The organism is Citrobacter sp. Igbk 14 (assembly GCF_028069825.1).
Taxonomy (GTDB): domain Bacteria; phylum Pseudomonadota; class Gammaproteobacteria; order Enterobacterales; family Enterobacteriaceae; genus Citrobacter.
Genome location: NZ_JANEWM010000081.1, coordinates 1 through 14,778, shown reverse-complemented (window position 1 = coordinate 14,778; position 14,778 = coordinate 1). Strand labels below are relative to the sequence as shown.

General features: G+C 52.0%; 13 protein-coding genes. 12 read left to right on the top strand and 1 reads right to left on the bottom strand.

What is annotated here, in order from left to right:
- The first annotated feature begins 85 nt into the window (after window positions 1-85).
- The 10 genes from NNN64_RS21035 (at window position 86) to hybG (ending at window position 8,851) form a co-directional block, all read left to right on the top strand.
- Window positions 86-1,726 carry a methyl-accepting chemotaxis protein gene (locus tag NNN64_RS21035; RefSeq protein ID WP_271442648.1) on the top strand — a complete coding sequence of 547 codons (1,641 nt, stop codon included), beginning with the start codon at window positions 86-88 and terminating at the stop codon, window positions 1,724-1,726.
- 85 nt (window positions 1,727-1,811) lie between these two features.
- A complete protein-coding gene (locus NNN64_RS21030; RefSeq protein ID WP_048213218.1) occupies window positions 1,812-2,099 on the top strand; it encodes a DUF2623 family protein in 288 nt (95 codons plus the stop codon).
- A gap of 188 nt (window positions 2,100-2,287) precedes the next feature.
- Window positions 2,288-3,406, top strand: a complete 1,119-nt coding sequence (hybO, locus tag NNN64_RS21025) for a hydrogenase 2 small subunit (protein WP_016154493.1) — start codon at window positions 2,288-2,290, stop codon at window positions 3,404-3,406.
- Between the two features lie 2 nt (window positions 3,407-3,408).
- A complete protein-coding gene (hybA, locus tag NNN64_RS21020) occupies window positions 3,409-4,395 on the top strand; it encodes a hydrogenase 2 operon protein HybA (protein WP_005123143.1) in 987 nt (328 codons plus the stop codon).
- Window positions 4,385-5,563, top strand: coding sequence for a Ni/Fe-hydrogenase cytochrome b subunit (gene hybB / locus NNN64_RS21015; protein ID WP_005123144.1), 1,179 nt, complete (start codon window positions 4,385-4,387; stop codon window positions 5,561-5,563). The genes hybA and hybB overlap by 11 nt, the downstream gene beginning before the upstream one ends.
- A complete protein-coding gene (hybC, locus tag NNN64_RS21010) occupies window positions 5,560-7,263 on the top strand; it encodes a hydrogenase 2 large subunit (protein ID WP_003828353.1) in 1,704 nt (567 codons plus the stop codon). Before hybB ends, hybC begins: the two co-directional genes overlap by 4 nt.
- Window positions 7,263-7,757: a HyaD/HybD family hydrogenase maturation endopeptidase gene (locus NNN64_RS21005; protein WP_271442647.1), complete on the top strand. Its 495-nt coding sequence runs from the start codon at window positions 7,263-7,265 to the stop codon at window positions 7,755-7,757. Before hybC ends, NNN64_RS21005 begins: the two co-directional genes overlap by 1 nt.
- Complete coding sequence (gene hybE, locus NNN64_RS21000; protein WP_271442646.1) at window positions 7,750-8,238, top strand: hydrogenase-2 assembly chaperone; 489 nt, start codon at window positions 7,750-7,752, stop codon at window positions 8,236-8,238. The genes NNN64_RS21005 and hybE overlap by 8 nt, the downstream gene beginning before the upstream one ends.
- Window positions 8,231-8,572, top strand: a complete 342-nt coding sequence (hypA, locus tag NNN64_RS20995; RefSeq protein ID WP_045447504.1) for a hydrogenase maturation nickel metallochaperone HypA — start codon at window positions 8,231-8,233, stop codon at window positions 8,570-8,572. The genes hybE and hypA overlap by 8 nt, the downstream gene beginning before the upstream one ends.
- A gap of 30 nt (window positions 8,573-8,602) precedes the next feature.
- Window positions 8,603-8,851, top strand: a complete 249-nt coding sequence (gene hybG, locus NNN64_RS20990; protein WP_048213216.1) for a hydrogenase maturation factor HybG — start codon at window positions 8,603-8,605, stop codon at window positions 8,849-8,851.
- Between the two features lie 96 nt (window positions 8,852-8,947).
- Here the strand turns inward: hybG and yghU are convergent, their stop codons facing one another.
- A complete protein-coding gene (gene yghU, locus NNN64_RS20985) occupies window positions 8,948-9,814 on the bottom strand; it encodes a glutathione-dependent disulfide-bond oxidoreductase (protein WP_137382583.1) in 867 nt (288 codons plus the stop codon).
- A gap of 218 nt (window positions 9,815-10,032) precedes the next feature.
- On the opposite strand from yghU, the gene NNN64_RS20980 reads away from it, so the two are divergent.
- Both NNN64_RS20980 and gss read left to right on the top strand, forming a co-directional pair.
- Window positions 10,033-12,321, top strand: coding sequence for an FdhF/YdeP family oxidoreductase (locus NNN64_RS20980; RefSeq protein WP_271442645.1), 2,289 nt, complete (start codon window positions 10,033-10,035; stop codon window positions 12,319-12,321).
- Between the two features lie 152 nt (window positions 12,322-12,473).
- The gene (gene gss / locus NNN64_RS20975; RefSeq protein ID WP_271442644.1) at window positions 12,474-14,333 is read left to right on the top strand and encodes a bifunctional glutathionylspermidine amidase/synthase; all 1,860 of its coding nucleotides are present in this window, start codon (window positions 12,474-12,476) and stop codon (window positions 14,331-14,333) included.
- The last annotated feature ends 445 nt before the right edge of the window (window positions 14,334-14,778 follow it).

Here is a 14,778-nt window from a genome sequence, read left to right as displayed (position 1 = left end):
GTATTATATCTTCTCCATTGCCTGCCGATAACAAGGGAAAGTATCGCCTGATGGCGAATTCCTCATCAATGGCAAGGAAATTATTATGTATTTGCTGAAAAACTTCACTATTCGTATTGTCATGCTGGCAATACTTGGACTTTTTTGCCTGCTCTGGTCGGGCGTGGGTTTATTCAGTCTTCATGCTTTATCAAAAATATCAGAAGGGAATGATATTGACCGCCATCTCGTCAAACAGATGACGGTGCTGAGCCAGGGGAACGATCAGTACTTTCGCTTTGTGACGCGCCTGAGCCGTGCAGTGGATGTCAAAATTGGTGGTGGAACGCCTGATTTCACACCTGCCCAGCAATCGCTGGATAATCTGAGCCAAAAGCTCCAGGAGATGAAAACATTGTCTCCCGGTCCGATGGACCCGGAAATTTCAGCAGCAGTGCTGGCCAAGTGGCAAGCTTTACTGGATAAAGGCGTGATACCGCAAATGCAGCTGGCGCAGCAGGGCTCGCTGACGGCGTTTTCGGAACATGCCAGCACGATTACGCCCGCACTGAGCCGTGAATTTGGTGCCAGCGCTGAAAGGTTTAATGCCGCCGCCGGCATGCGACTGGACGCGACGCGTATTATGGTAGACGGTAAAACGTCGATCATTCGGACACTGATTATTACTGCCGTTATCCTCGGGATCGCCCTCCTTTTCTTCACCGATCGTTACCTCGTTACCATGATGGTGAAACCTCTCGGCCGTATTCGCCAGCAGTTCCGCCAGATTGCCCAGGGCGATCTCAGCCATCCGATTGAAGAATTCGGCCGGAACTGTGTCGGCCAACTGGTCCCTTTATTGTGCGCAATGCAGGACAGCCTGCGTGAAGCCGTAAGCACGATTCGTTCAGGCAGTGACAACATCTGGCGAGGCGCTACGGAAATTTCTACCGGCAACAACGATCTCTCTTCCCGTACTGAAGAGCAGGCGGCGGCGCTGGAAGAGACGGCTGCCAGCATGGAAGAGCTGACCGCAACGGTAAAACTTAACGCCGAAAATGCGCGTGAGGCCAGCCAGCTTGCCGATACCGCAACAGAAACGGCAGGTAAAGGAAGCAAGTTGGTTTCTGAAGTGGTCGACACCATGGACGGTATTGCAGCCAGTTCTAAACAGATCGCAGAAATTACCTCCGTCATTAATAGCATTGCTTTCCAGACCAACATTCTGGCGCTTAACGCCGCCGTTGAAGCGGCCAGGGCTGGTGAACAGGGACGTGGTTTTGCCGTGGTAGCGGGGGAAGTACGCAATCTCGCCAGCCGTAGCGCCGGCGCGGCAAAAGAGATTGAGACATTAATCGGTGAATCGTCGCGTCGTGTCGACCAGGGGGCTCGACTGGTCAAAGAGACCGGGTTAACGATGGAAGCGATTCTGCGCGGCGCGACCGAAGTAACCGTTATCATGAAACAAATTGCCTCTGCTTCTGAAGAACAGAATAAAGGTATCTCGCAGGTCAGTGTTGCGATCACTCAGATGGACAGCGTGACGCAACAGAATGCCGCGTTGGTAGAACAAGTATCCGCTGCGGCAGTGGCACTGGAACGGCAAACGGAAGAGCTGCAACGCTCTGTACAGCAATTCCGGCTTTCGGCCAACGATGTGCAATATGCATCGACAAATACCGCGTCCCCTTCCGCAGTAAGCAGAACCTCTGCAGCGCCTAAAACGGACGAGTGGGTGTCCTTTTAATCTGGCACAAAAAAGTGCGTGATACCTCTGGCCTTTGCTTAAAAAATCGCTATATAATTTGTTATATAGCGATTGGAGGTTATGCATGGACAACCATTTTGGTAAGGGCCTGATGGCCGGATTGAACGCCTCAAGTGCGGACAGTGCTCGTTCAGTGGCGAATTTTTGTTCAGATTATAAACGCGGTTTTGTTCTGGGTTTTTCACATCGAATGTTTGAAAAAACGGGCGACCGACAGCTCAGCGCGTGGGAAGCGGGGATCCTGACGCGTCGTTACGGGCTGGATAAAGAGATGGTGATGGATTTCTTCAAAGAGAACCAGTCGAGTACAACAATTCGGTTTTTCATGGCCGGCTATCGGCTCGAAGCTTGATCCAAAAGGGGTATTATCTTGCTTTAATTAATTACACTATTGACCTACGCCTTCGTTTTGTTGCTCCGCCGAAGTATTATAATGCACATAACCATATAAAAAGTGTGGTAATGGCGCGCCGATCGCAATAAGCAACATGCGAATGGTGCAAAATAAAAGCCAGGTCTTCGCAACGGAATAACAATAAAATGACTGGAGATAATTCTCTCATCAATTCGAACGGCATCAATCGCCGTGATTTCATGAAGCTTTGTGCAGCACTGGCCGCTACCATGGGGCTCAGTAGCAAAGCCGCCGCAGAAATGGCCGAATCAGTTTCTCGTCCTCAGCGCCCACCGGTTATCTGGATTGGTGCTCAGGAGTGTACGGGTTGTACTGAATCGCTGCTTCGTGCGACACACCCTACAGTGGAAAACCTCGTTCTGGAGACGATCTCTCTGGAATACCATGAGGTACTCTCTGCCGCCTTTGGCCACCAGGTCGAAGAGAACAAACATAACGCTCTGGAGAAGTACAAAGGGCAATATGTTCTGGTGGTAGATGGTTCTATACCACTAAAAGATAATGGTATTTACTGCATGGTTGCCGGTGAGCCAATTGTGGATCACATCCGCAGAGCGGCCGAAGGTGCAGCAGCTATCATCGCTATCGGCTCTTGTGCCGCATGGGGTGGTGTCGCTGCCGCTGGCGTGAACCCAACGGGCGCAGTCGGCTTGCAAGAAGTTCTGCCAGGCAAAACCATCATCAACATCCCAGGCTGTCCGCCTAACCCACATAACTTCCTCGCCACGGTCGCGCATATCATCACTTACGGTAAGCCGCCGAAGCTGGATACCAAAAACCGTCCGACATTTGCCTACGGTCGTTTGATTCACGAACACTGCGAACGTCGCCCGCACTTTGATGCCGGTCGTTTTGCTAAAGAGTTCGGCGATGAAGGCCACCGTGAAGGTTGGTGCCTCTATCATCTGGGCTGTAAAGGGCCAGAAACGTACGGCAACTGCTCAACATTGCAATTCTGCGACGTTGGCGGCGTGTGGCCGGTGGCGATCGGTCACCCTTGCTACGGCTGTAACGAAGAAGGCGTCGGTTTCCATAAAGGCATTCACCAACTCGCCCATGTGGAAAACCAAACCCCGCGTTCAGAGAAGCCTGATGTCAACATGAAAGAAGGCGGCAACATTTCAGCTGGGGCTATTGGGCTGCTTGGCGGCGTAGTAGGACTGGTTGCCGGCGTCAGCGTGATGGCGGTACGTGAATTGGGGCGTCAGCAGAAGAAAGATAACGCTGACTCACGGGGAGAATAACCGTGAACAGACGTAACTTTATTAAAGCAGCCTCCAGCGGGGCATTGCTGTTGGGCGCTGCGCCGTCCATCAGTCATGCGGCTGCAGAAAACCGTCCGCCGATCCCGGGTTCACTTGGGATGCTCTATGATTCGACGCTGTGCGTAGGCTGCCAGGCCTGCGTTACCAAGTGTCAGGATATCAACTTCCCGGCACGTAACCCGGAAGGCGAGCAGACCTGGTCGAACAACGACAAACTGTCACCGTACACCAACAACATCATCCAGGTGTGGCGTAGCGGAACAGGTGTTAACAAAGACCAGGAAGAGAACGGCTACGCATATATTAAGAAACAGTGCATGCACTGTGTCGATCCGAACTGCGTCTCCGTTTGCCCGGTTTCCGCGCTGAAGAAAGACCCGAAAACCGGCATCGTCCACTATGACAAAGATGTCTGTACTGGTTGCCGCTATTGCATGGTTGCCTGCCCGTACAACGTCCCTAAATACGACTACAACAACCCGTTTGGTGCGCTTCATAAATGTGAACTGTGTAACCAGAAAGGCGTTGAACGTCTGGACAAAGGGGGGTTACCGGGGTGTGTTGAAGTGTGTCCTGCCGGTGCCGTGATTTTTGGTACGCGTGAAGAGCTGATGGCTGAGGCAAAAAAACGTCTCGCCCTGAAGCCTGGCAGCGAATACCACTATCCGCGTCAGACAGTGAACGCTGGTGATACCTATTTGCATACGGTACCGAAGTACTATCCACACCTGTACGGTGAAAAGGAAGGCGGTGGTACGCAGGTTATGGTGCTGACGGGTGTTCCTTACGAGGATTTGGATCTGCCAAAACTGGATGACCTTTCAACCGGTGCGCGTTCCGAACATGTTCAACATTCCCTGTATAAGGGCATGATTTTACCCCTGGCTGCGCTGGCGGGCTTAACCGTGCTGGTTCGTCGTAATACGAAAAACGACCATCACGATGGAGGAGACGATCATGAGTCATGATCCTAAACCGCTGGGCGGAAGAATAATCAGCAAACCGGTCATTATTTTTGGGCCGTTAATCGTCCTGTGTATGCTCCTGATCGTAAAACGTCTGGTCTTCGGATTGGGGTCAGTTTCCGATCTGAACGGCGGTTTCCCGTGGGGCGTATGGATCGCGTTTGACCTGTTGATCGGTACTGGTTTCGCGTGTGGTGGTTGGGCGCTGGCGTGGGCGGTGTATGTTTTCAACAGAGGGCAATACCATCCGCTGGTACGTCCGGCGCTGCTGGCGAGCCTGTTTGGTTACTCGCTGGGTGGTTTGTCGATCACCATTGACGTCGGTCGTTATTGGAACTTGCCGTATTTCTACATTCCGGGTCACTTCAACGTGAACTCGGTACTGTTTGAAACGGCGGTCTGTATGACCATCTATATCGGTATCATGGCGCTGGAATTTGCTCCGGCCTTGTTTGAACGTCTGGGCTGGAAAGTATCGCTCAAGCGTTTGAATAAAGTGATGTTCTTTATTATCGCTCTCGGCGCGCTGCTGCCGACCATGCACCAGTCTTCAATGGGTTCATTGATGATTTCTGCGGGCTATAAAGTACATCCGCTATGGCAAGCTTATGAAATGCTGCCACTTTTCTCTGTATTAACCGCCTTTATAATGGGCTTCTCGATCGTCATTTTTGAAGGCTCGTTGGTACAAGCGGGTCTGAAAGGTAATGGTCCGGATGAGAAAAGTCTGTTCATCAAGCTGACAAATACGATTAGCGTTCTGCTGGCGATTTTCGTTGTCCTGCGCTTTGGCGAGTTGATCTACCGCGACAAGCTGTCGTATGCGTTTGCAGGCGATCTTTACTCCGTGATGTTCTGGATTGAAGTCGTGCTGATGGTCTTCCCGCTGGTGGTGCTGCGTGTCACGAAGCTGCGCAATGACTCGCGTATGCTGTATCTGTCTGCGTTGAGCGCATTGCTGGGTTGTGCAACATGGCGTCTGTCCTATTCGCTGGTGGCATTCAATCCTGGTGGTGGCTACCACTACTTCCCGACCTGGGAAGAACTGTTGATTTCTATTGGTTTTGTGGCTATTGAGATTTGTGCATACATCGTACTCATTCGTCTACTGCCGATACTTCCTCCTTTAAAACAAAACGATCAAAATCGTCATGAGGCGAGCAAAGCATGAGCCAGAGAATTACTATTGATCCGGTAACCCGTATTGAGGGTCATTTACGCATCGACTGCGAAATCGAAAATGGCGTGGTATCTAAAGCATGGGCTTCCGGTACCATGTGGCGCGGCATGGAAGAGATCGTGAAGAATCGCGATCCGCGCGATGCCTGGATGATTGTTCAGCGTATTTGTGGTGTTTGCACCACAACTCACGCTATCTCTTCTGTTCGTGCAGCTGAAAGCGCGCTGAATATTGATGTTCCGGTGAACGCACAGTACATCCGTAACATCATTCTGGCCGCGCATACCACGCATGACCATATCGTGCACTTCTACCAGCTCTCTGCGCTGGACTGGGTGGATATTACTTCCGCATTGAAAGCCGACCCGGCGAAAGCCTCGGCGATGCTGAACGGCGTGTCTTCCTGGCATCTGAACAGTGCTGAAGAGTTCACCAAAGTACAGAACAAGATCAAAGACCTTGTTGCCAGCGGTCAGTTAGGCATTTTTGCCAACGGTTGTTGGGGTCACCCGGCAATGCAGTTGCCGCCTGAAGTGAACCTGATTGCGGTCGCACACTATCTGCAGGCGCTGGAATGTCAGCGTGATGCTAACCGCGTTGTGGCGCTGTTGGGTGGTAAAACACCGCACATTCAGAACCTGGCCGTTGGTGGGGTTGCGAACCCCATTAACCTTGACGGCCTTGGCGTGCTGAACCTTGAACGTCTGATGTACATCAAGTCCTTCATCGATAAGCTGAGCGACTTTGTTGAGCAGGTTTACAAGGTGGATACCGCAGTTATTGCTGCGTTCTATCCTGAGTGGCTGGAGCGTGGTCAGGGTGCGGTTAACTACCTGAGCGCGCCGGAATTCCCGACTGACGGTAAAAACGGTAGCTTCCTGTTCCCGGGCGGTTATATCACCGATGCCGATCTGTCGACTTATCGTCCGATCACCTCTCATTCAGATGAGTACCTGATTAAAGGGATTCAGGAGAGTGCGAAACACGCATGGTACAAAGACGAAGCGCCGCAGGCACCGTGGGAAGGCACAACGGTTCCTGATTACACCGGCTGGTCAGATGATGGCAAATACTCCTGGGTTAAAGCACCAACCTTCTACGGTAAAACGGTTGAAGTGGGTCCGCTGGCCAACATGCTGTGTAAACTTGCTGCTAAGCGCGAGTCAACTCATGCCAAGCTGAATGAAATCATCGCGATTTACACCAAGCTGACGGGTAAAACCATCGAAGTTTCGCAGCTGCACTCTACGCTGGGTCGTATCATTGGTCGCACCGTTCACTGCTGTGAACTGCAGAATGTTCTGCAGGATCAGTACAACGCGCTGATCGTGAACATCGGTAAAGGTGACCACACCACCTTCGTGAAACCGGATATCCCGGCAACAGGCGAATTCAAAGGTGTAGGTTTCCTTGAAGCGCCGCGCGGTATGCTTTCTCACTGGATGGTGATTAAAGACGGCATTATCAGCAACTACCAGGCGGTTGTTCCGTCAACCTGGAACTCCGGCCCACGTAACTTTAATGATGAAGTGGGACCGTACGAGCGTTCGCTGGTCGGTACACCAATTGCCGATCCAAACAAACCGCTGGAAGTGGTTCGTACCATTCACTCCTTCGACCCTTGTATGTCATGTGCGGTGCATGTGGTGGACGTGGACGGGAACGAAGTGGTCTCAGTTAAGGTTCTGTAATGCGGATATTAGTCTTAGGGGTCGGCAATATTTTGCTGACCGATGAAGCCATCGGGGTGCGTATCGTTGAGGCGTTAGAGCAACGATACATCCTGCCAGACTTTGTTGATGTTCTGGACGGTGGTACGGCTGGGATGGAGCTTCTCGGCGATATGGCGAACAGGGATCATCTGATTATCGCTGACGCCATTGTGTCGAGAAAAAACACGCCGGGAACGATGATGGTCCTGCGGGACGAAGAGATTCCGGCGCTGTTTACGAACAAAATCTCACCGCACCAGCTTGGCCTGGCCGACGTATTGTCGGCCCTGCGTTTTACCGGCGAGTTTCCGAAAAAACTGACCCTGGTGGGTATCATTCCGGAATCGCTGGAACCGCATATCGGGCTGACACCGACAGTTGAAGCGATGATTGAACCTGCGCTTGAGCAGGTTCTTGCTGCGCTTCGCGAATCAGGCGTTGAAGCTATTCCACGGGAGAAGGCACATGTCTGAGGAGTTCTTAGGCTTTCAGACAGCCCCGAAGCAGCAAATTCAGGCAGCGTTTGAAGAGGTTTCCCGGCGTTCGATGCACGATCTTTCTTTCCTGCATCCGAATATGCCGGTATATGTCTCTGATTTTACGCTGTTTGAAGGGCAGTGGACGGGATGCGTTATCACGCCCTGGATGCTCAGTGCACTGATTTTCCCAGGGCCGGATCAGATCTGGCCCGTGCGTAAAGTCAGTGAAAAAATCGGGCTGCGTTTACCGTATGGCGAGATGACATTTACCGTTGGTGAACTGGATGGTGTATCGCAATACCTCTCCTGCTCGCTGATGTCGCCGCTTTCGCATAGTCTGTCGGCACAGGAAGGTGTTCGCCTGGCTGACGATTGTGCGCGGATGGTGTTATCGCTACCGGTAAGTGACCCGAATGCGCCGCAGATGGGGCGTCGTGCGCTACTGTTGGGCCGGCGGAACTGCGAAAATGCATGAGCTGTCTCTTTGTCAGAGCGCGGTTGAGATTATTCAGCAGCAGGCAGAGCAGCACGATGTAAAACGCGTTACCGGCGTTTGGCTGGAAATTGGCGCACTCTCGTGTGTTGAAGAGAGTGCCGTCCGTTTCAGTTTCGACATCGTCTGCCAGGGAACACTGGCGCAGGGATGTGAACTGCATATTGATTACAAACCCGCCCAGGCCTGGTGCTGGGATTGCAGTCAGGTCGTAGAGATCACCCAGCATGATGCACAGTGCCCTCTCTGTCAGGGCGATCGCCTGCGGGTAGATGCTGGCGATTCACTGAAAGTGAAAAGTATTGAAGTCGAATAGCCCATAGGTTGCTATGGGGCGGAGTCAGATATGTGTATTGGAGTCCCTGGTCAGGTTCTGGCCGTTGGTGAAGATATTCACCAGCTTGCGCAGGTTGAAGTGTGCGGCATCAAGCGTGATGTTAATATTGCCCTGATTTGTGAAGGCGAACCTGCCGAACTGGTTGGGCAATGGGTGCTGGTGCACGTAGGGTTCGCCATGAGCATCATTGACGAAGATGAAGCTAAATTCACGTTGGATGCACTTCGCCGCATGGAGTATGACGTCACCAGCGCGTGATTTTATGCCGGATGGCGGCGCAAACGCCTTATCCCGCCTACGGTATGGCGTCTTTGTTGGCCTGATGGCGACGCCCCGGCGTCGCCATCAGGCATTTTAACCCTGACGTTTATCTTCGGTATTAGTATCGAAGTCGCTGGCATCATGGCGTTCATGAAGCTGCTCATTCAGCGGTCCGTTAGTGCGGTTTACAATGCGACCACGCTTAACTGCCGGACGTGCTGCAATCTCTTTTGCCCAGCGCTGAACGTGCTTGTAACTACCCGCATCAAGGAATTCTGCCGCATCATAGACATTCCCCAATACCACATTGCCAAACCACGGCCAGACCGCCATATCGGCAATGGTGTACTCATCTCCCGCTACAAACTGATGATGTGCAAGTTGCTTATCCAGCACATCGAGTAAACGCTTTGCTTCCATTGTGAAGCGATTGATTGCGTACTCAATTTTAACCGGCGCATAGTTGTAGAAGTGGCCGAAACCACCACCGAGGAAGGGGGCCGCGCCCTGTAACCAGAATAACCAGTTCAGCGTTTCGGTGCGTTTTGCCAAATCCTGCGGCAGGAAATAACCATATTTTTCTGCCAAATAGAGCAGGATCGAACCAGATTCAAATACACGTACCGGCGGATTTTGTGAATGGTCGCGTAGCGCCGGGATCTTAGAGTTTGGATTCACTTCAACAAAGCCGCTGGAGAACTGATCGCCATCGCCAATGCGAATGATCCAGGCATCGTATTCCGCACCCTTTACACCCTGCGCCAGCAACTCTTCCAGCATAATCGTCACTTTCTGACCGTTTGGCGTACCCAGCGAGTACAACTGCAACGGATGCTTGCCGACCGGTAGCGTTTTCTCATGCGTTGCACCGGAAACCGGGCGGTTGATATTGGCGAATGCACCGCCGTTTGATTTTTCCCACGTCCAGACTTTCGCGGGCTGATAAGTGTTGTCTGACATGTTGACCTGCCTTCTGAGTGGTTGTGTTGAAGCAGTGTAGCAGCTAGGTAGAACTCAATTTAACAGATTGGGACTTTATGTCGCTTTGTGCTGAAAGGGGAAGATAAAACTAACCCGTTCATTGTACCCAGACTGTACTCCATGAAGAGGAAATCAATATTGGACGGAAATTGCTACCGTACTCACCATCAATAATTGGCGGTCAGTAAGCAGTAACAATGAAAAATGGTGTTCCAGGAGTTAGCGGTTATCAGGGCCCGGCAGGTGGGTGGGGCGCGGTAAAAGCCGTCACTGCTTCGGTGTTTTCGCAAAAGGCTGTTGTACGCGACATTATCGCGATGTTCAAAATGAACCAGGTGAAAGGGTTCGATTGTCCGGGCTGTGCGTGGCCGGACCCGGGTCATCGTGCGCCAATGGAGCTGTGCGAAAACGGCGTTAAGGCCGTGTCCTGGGAAACAACCCGCAAGAAAGCGTCACCGGAATTTTTCAGCCATCACCCGGTTTCCACACTCTGGCACTACAGCGATTATGAGCTGGAAAATATAGGTCGTCTGACGCATCCAATGAAATACGATGCAGCGTCGGATACCTGGCAGGCCGTGGAATGGGCCACTGCGTTTCAGGAAATCGGTGAGCGCCTGCGCAGCTATGATTCCGCTGAGCAGGTCGAGTTTTACACCTCAGGCAGAACGTCCAATGAGGCTGCGTTCCTGTACCAACTTTTTGCCCGCGAATACGGCAGCAGCAACTTTCCGGATTGCTCAAACATGTGCCACGGTCCTACCAGTGCAGGGTTAACGCAGGCTATTGGCCTTGGGAAAGGGACCGTTGAACTCGATGATTTTGACCATTGCGAACTGGTTATTTGCATAGGACATAACCCCGGCACGAACCATCCGCGCATGCTCACCACGCTGCGCGATGTTGCCAGACGCGGGGCTAAGATTATCTCCATCAATCCGCTGACCGAACGAGGGCTTGAGCGCTTTAGCTTCCCGCAGAGTCCGAAAGAGATGTTCACCGGCCAGGCAACGGAACTCAGCAACGACTACTACCAGGTCAAAATGGGCGGTGATGCCTCGCTGCTTAAAGGCATCATGAAGGCGCTGATCGAGATGGATGAAGCGCGGATCTTGTTGAACAGACAACCTTGTCTCGATCATGCCTTTATCGATGAACATACCGAAGGCTATTCGGCGCTGTATGACGATTTACGCCAGTGTAGCTGGGCGACGCTGGAATTGGACTCTGGCCTGACGCGCGGCCAGATGGAAGACCTGGCACACAGTTACAACAAGTCCCGCGCGACTATCATCTGCTACGGTCTGGGGATCACCCAGCATAAAAACGGTACTGAGAACGTTCAGCAATTGATCAATCTGCTGTTGCTGAAAGGCAATATGGGTAAGCAGGGCGCAGGGATCTGCCCGCTGCGCGGCCACTCGAACGTGCAGGGTGACCGTTCTGTGGGGATTAACGAGGCAGCATCCGAAGACTTCTTGCAACGCCTGGAAGCGCATTTCTCTATCACCGTTTCGCGTAAGCATGGTCGCTCCAGTGTGGAAAGTATTCGGGCAATTGAGCGGGGAGAGGCGAAAGCGCTTATCTGCATGGGGGGAAACCTGGCGGTGGCGATGCCGCAACCACAGCGTACCTTCGCCGCGATGAAAAAACTCGATATGCAGGTCCATATCGCAACCAAGCTTAATCGATCGCATTTGTTGTTGGCTAAACATAACTATCTGCTACCCGCATTGGGCAGAACGGAACGCGATCTGCAAGCGACAGGCATTCAGTTGGTGACCGTCGAGGATTCAATGTCGATGGTACACGCCTCCTGTGGTGGGCTGAAACCCGCTTCGCAATGGTTAAAGTCTGAACCGGCAATTGTGGCGGCAATGGCACGCGCCACGCTGCCTCACTCGCCGGTGAACTGGGAGACGTTAGCTGGAAACTACGCGCTGATCCGCGATGCCATTGAAGCTGTGATTCCGGCGTTCCACGATTACAATGCGCGTATTACTGCTCCTGGCGGATTTCGTATGGATACACCAGCCTCACGCCGTGAATGGCATACGGAGAATGGTAAAGCCAACTTTATCGTCAGCCGCCAACGGGCCGTGGTGCGGGAAAACCAACCTGCTGACGCGCTGGTTCTGGCTACGTTGCGCAGTCACGATCAATACAACACCACTATCTATGGCATGAACGATCGCTATCGAGGTATTACCGGTCGGCGCGATGTGGTGTTTTTGAGTGCCACTGAAGCAGCGGCTCGTGGGCTGAGTCAGGGGGATGTTGTCGACGTTCAGGCGCTGGACGATAAGGGGTTGCCCTGTGCCGATCGCGTGATGTACGGGCTAACGGTGGTGATTTACAACATGGCAGCGGGCTCTATTGGTGCTTATCTGCCGGAAGCGAATGTGTTGTTGTCGCTGGATGCGGTAGACACTGAAAGCTTAACTCCGGCGTATAAAAGCGTACCGGTGATGTTGAAGAAAGCGTAGTTCCTGCTGTGAATTTTTCGCCTCTGAGCGCCAGCCGCTGCGTTGAGGTGTATGATAGGTCGACCTCTGTCCGGTTAGTGTCGCAGAGCAGGCAATCAGAGCGAAAAATTCACGCCAACCTGCTCAGGCTGTATTGTTTTGAGGTAAGGTGCATGAGCAAAGGAACGACCACTCAGGATGCCCCATTCGGGACATTATTGGGCTACGCCCCAGGCGGCGTAGCAATCTACTCTTCAGATTACAGCTCCCTCGACCCACGGGACTACGACGATGATGCTGCTTTTCGTAGCTATATCGACGACGAATATATGGGCCACAAATGGCAGTGTGTAGAATTTGCACGCCGTTTTCTCTTCCTCAACTATGGCGTCGTTTTCACGGATGTGGGTATGGCCTGGGAGATCTTCTCCTTGCGCTTCCTGCGAGAAGTGGTGAATGACAACATCCTGCCGTTACAGGCATTCCCGAATGGTTCGCCTCGTGCGCCGGTTGCAGGTGCTCTGCTTATCTGGCAGAAAGGCGGCGAATTTAAAGACACCGGGCATGTGGCAGTCGTCACCCAATTGTTGGAAAACAAAATCCGTATTGCCGAGCAGAACGTGATTCATACGCCGCTGCCGCCAGGGCAGCAGTGGACACGCGAGCTGGAAATGGTCGTGGAAAATGGCTGCTACACGCTGCGTGACACTTTTGATGACACCACCATCCTTGGCTGGATGATCCAGACTGACGACACTCGTCACAGCCTGCCGCAGCCGGAGTTCGCCAATGACTCGCTGAAAATTGGCGGCGCACGACTGGAAGATAACGGGCAGTTTGACGGTAAGTGGCTCGATGAGCAGGACCCGCTGCAAAAAGCCTACGTGCTGGCGAACGGTCATGTGATCAATCAGGATCCGCATCAGTACTTTACGATTACCGAAAGTGCAGAGCAGGAGCTGATTAAAGCGACCAACGAACTGCACCTGATGTATCTGCACGCTACCGACAAGGTGCTGAAAGACGATAACCTGCTGGCGCTGTTTGATATCCCGAAAATCCTCTGGCCGCGTCTGCGCTTATCCTGGCAGCGGCGTCGCCATCATATGATTACGGGGCGCATGGATTTCTGTATGGATGAGCGTGGGTTGAAAGTGTACGAGTACAACGCCGATTCCGCATCCTGCCATACCGAAGCCGGTCTGATCCTCGAAAGATGGGCTGAGCGGGGTTATACCGGGCATGGGCACAACCCGGCAGAAGGACTGATTAATGAACTGGCAGGGGCATGGAAACACAGCCGTGCGCGTCCTTTCGTTCATATCATGCAGGATAAGGATATTGAGGAGAACTACCATGCGCAGTTTATGCAGCAGGCTCTGCACCAGGCTGGTTTCGAAAGTAAGATCCTGCGTGGTCTGGACGAATTGCGGTGGGATGATGCGGGCCAGTTGATTGATGGTGACGGTCGTCTGGTGAACTGTGTCTGGAAAACCTGGGCGTGGGAAACCGCGATTGAACAGGTGCGTGAGGTGAGTGAAACTGAATATGCGGCTGTGCCGATTCGTACCGGACATACTCAGCAGGAAGTGCGCTTGATAGACGTGTTGTTGCGCCCGGAAGTATTGGTATTTGAACCACTTTGGACAGTGATTCCAGGGAACAAAGCGATTCTGCCGATTCTGTGGCAGCTCTTCCCTCATCATCGCTATCTGCTGGATACGGATTTCACGGTGAATGATGAGCTGGCGAAAACGGGTTATGCGGTGAAACCGATAGCTGGGCGCTGCGGTAACAACATCGATTTGGTTAGCCACCAGGAAGAGTTGCTGGATAAAACCAGCGGTAAGTTTGCCGAGCAGAAAAACATTTATCAGCAACTTTGGTGTCTGCCAAAGGTTGCCGGTAAATATATTCAGGTCTGTACCTTCACCGTAGGTGGTAACTACGGCGGGACCTGCCTGCGCGGTGACGAGTCGCTGGTGATTAAAAAAGAGAGCGATATCGAGCCGTTGATTGTGGTGAAGGAGTAAGTTCGTGACCCCGTAGTGGTGGCATTGCCATTGCGGGGTATTCATATATGAGCGATCTTGAATATTCCAAAAACCATGTTTTAGCAGGCTCACTAATTGGATTTGTTTTTCTGCTGAAACCTATTACATAAAATCGTGGACCACGCGCTGGCGATTTTAAGATGTTTTATATATCAAATCTATTCTCCAATCCTTTTTTATTCATCCATTCTATATATGAATTTCTCTCTGGTTTTTGATGGGGTTTTTCATATTTTAAGTGTTGATGTACATCAAATTAAAATCGAACTTCCAATAACGCTCTGCTAATTTCGACTCTTTCGATATAAATGCGTGTGTCAGGCGTTAATTGTGGCGTGTTTTTCTGCCAAAACGAGTAATTTCTCATTATTAAATAGAGTAAAATGCTTAAGAATTTCCTTATTCAAGGTTAAAGATCTGATTA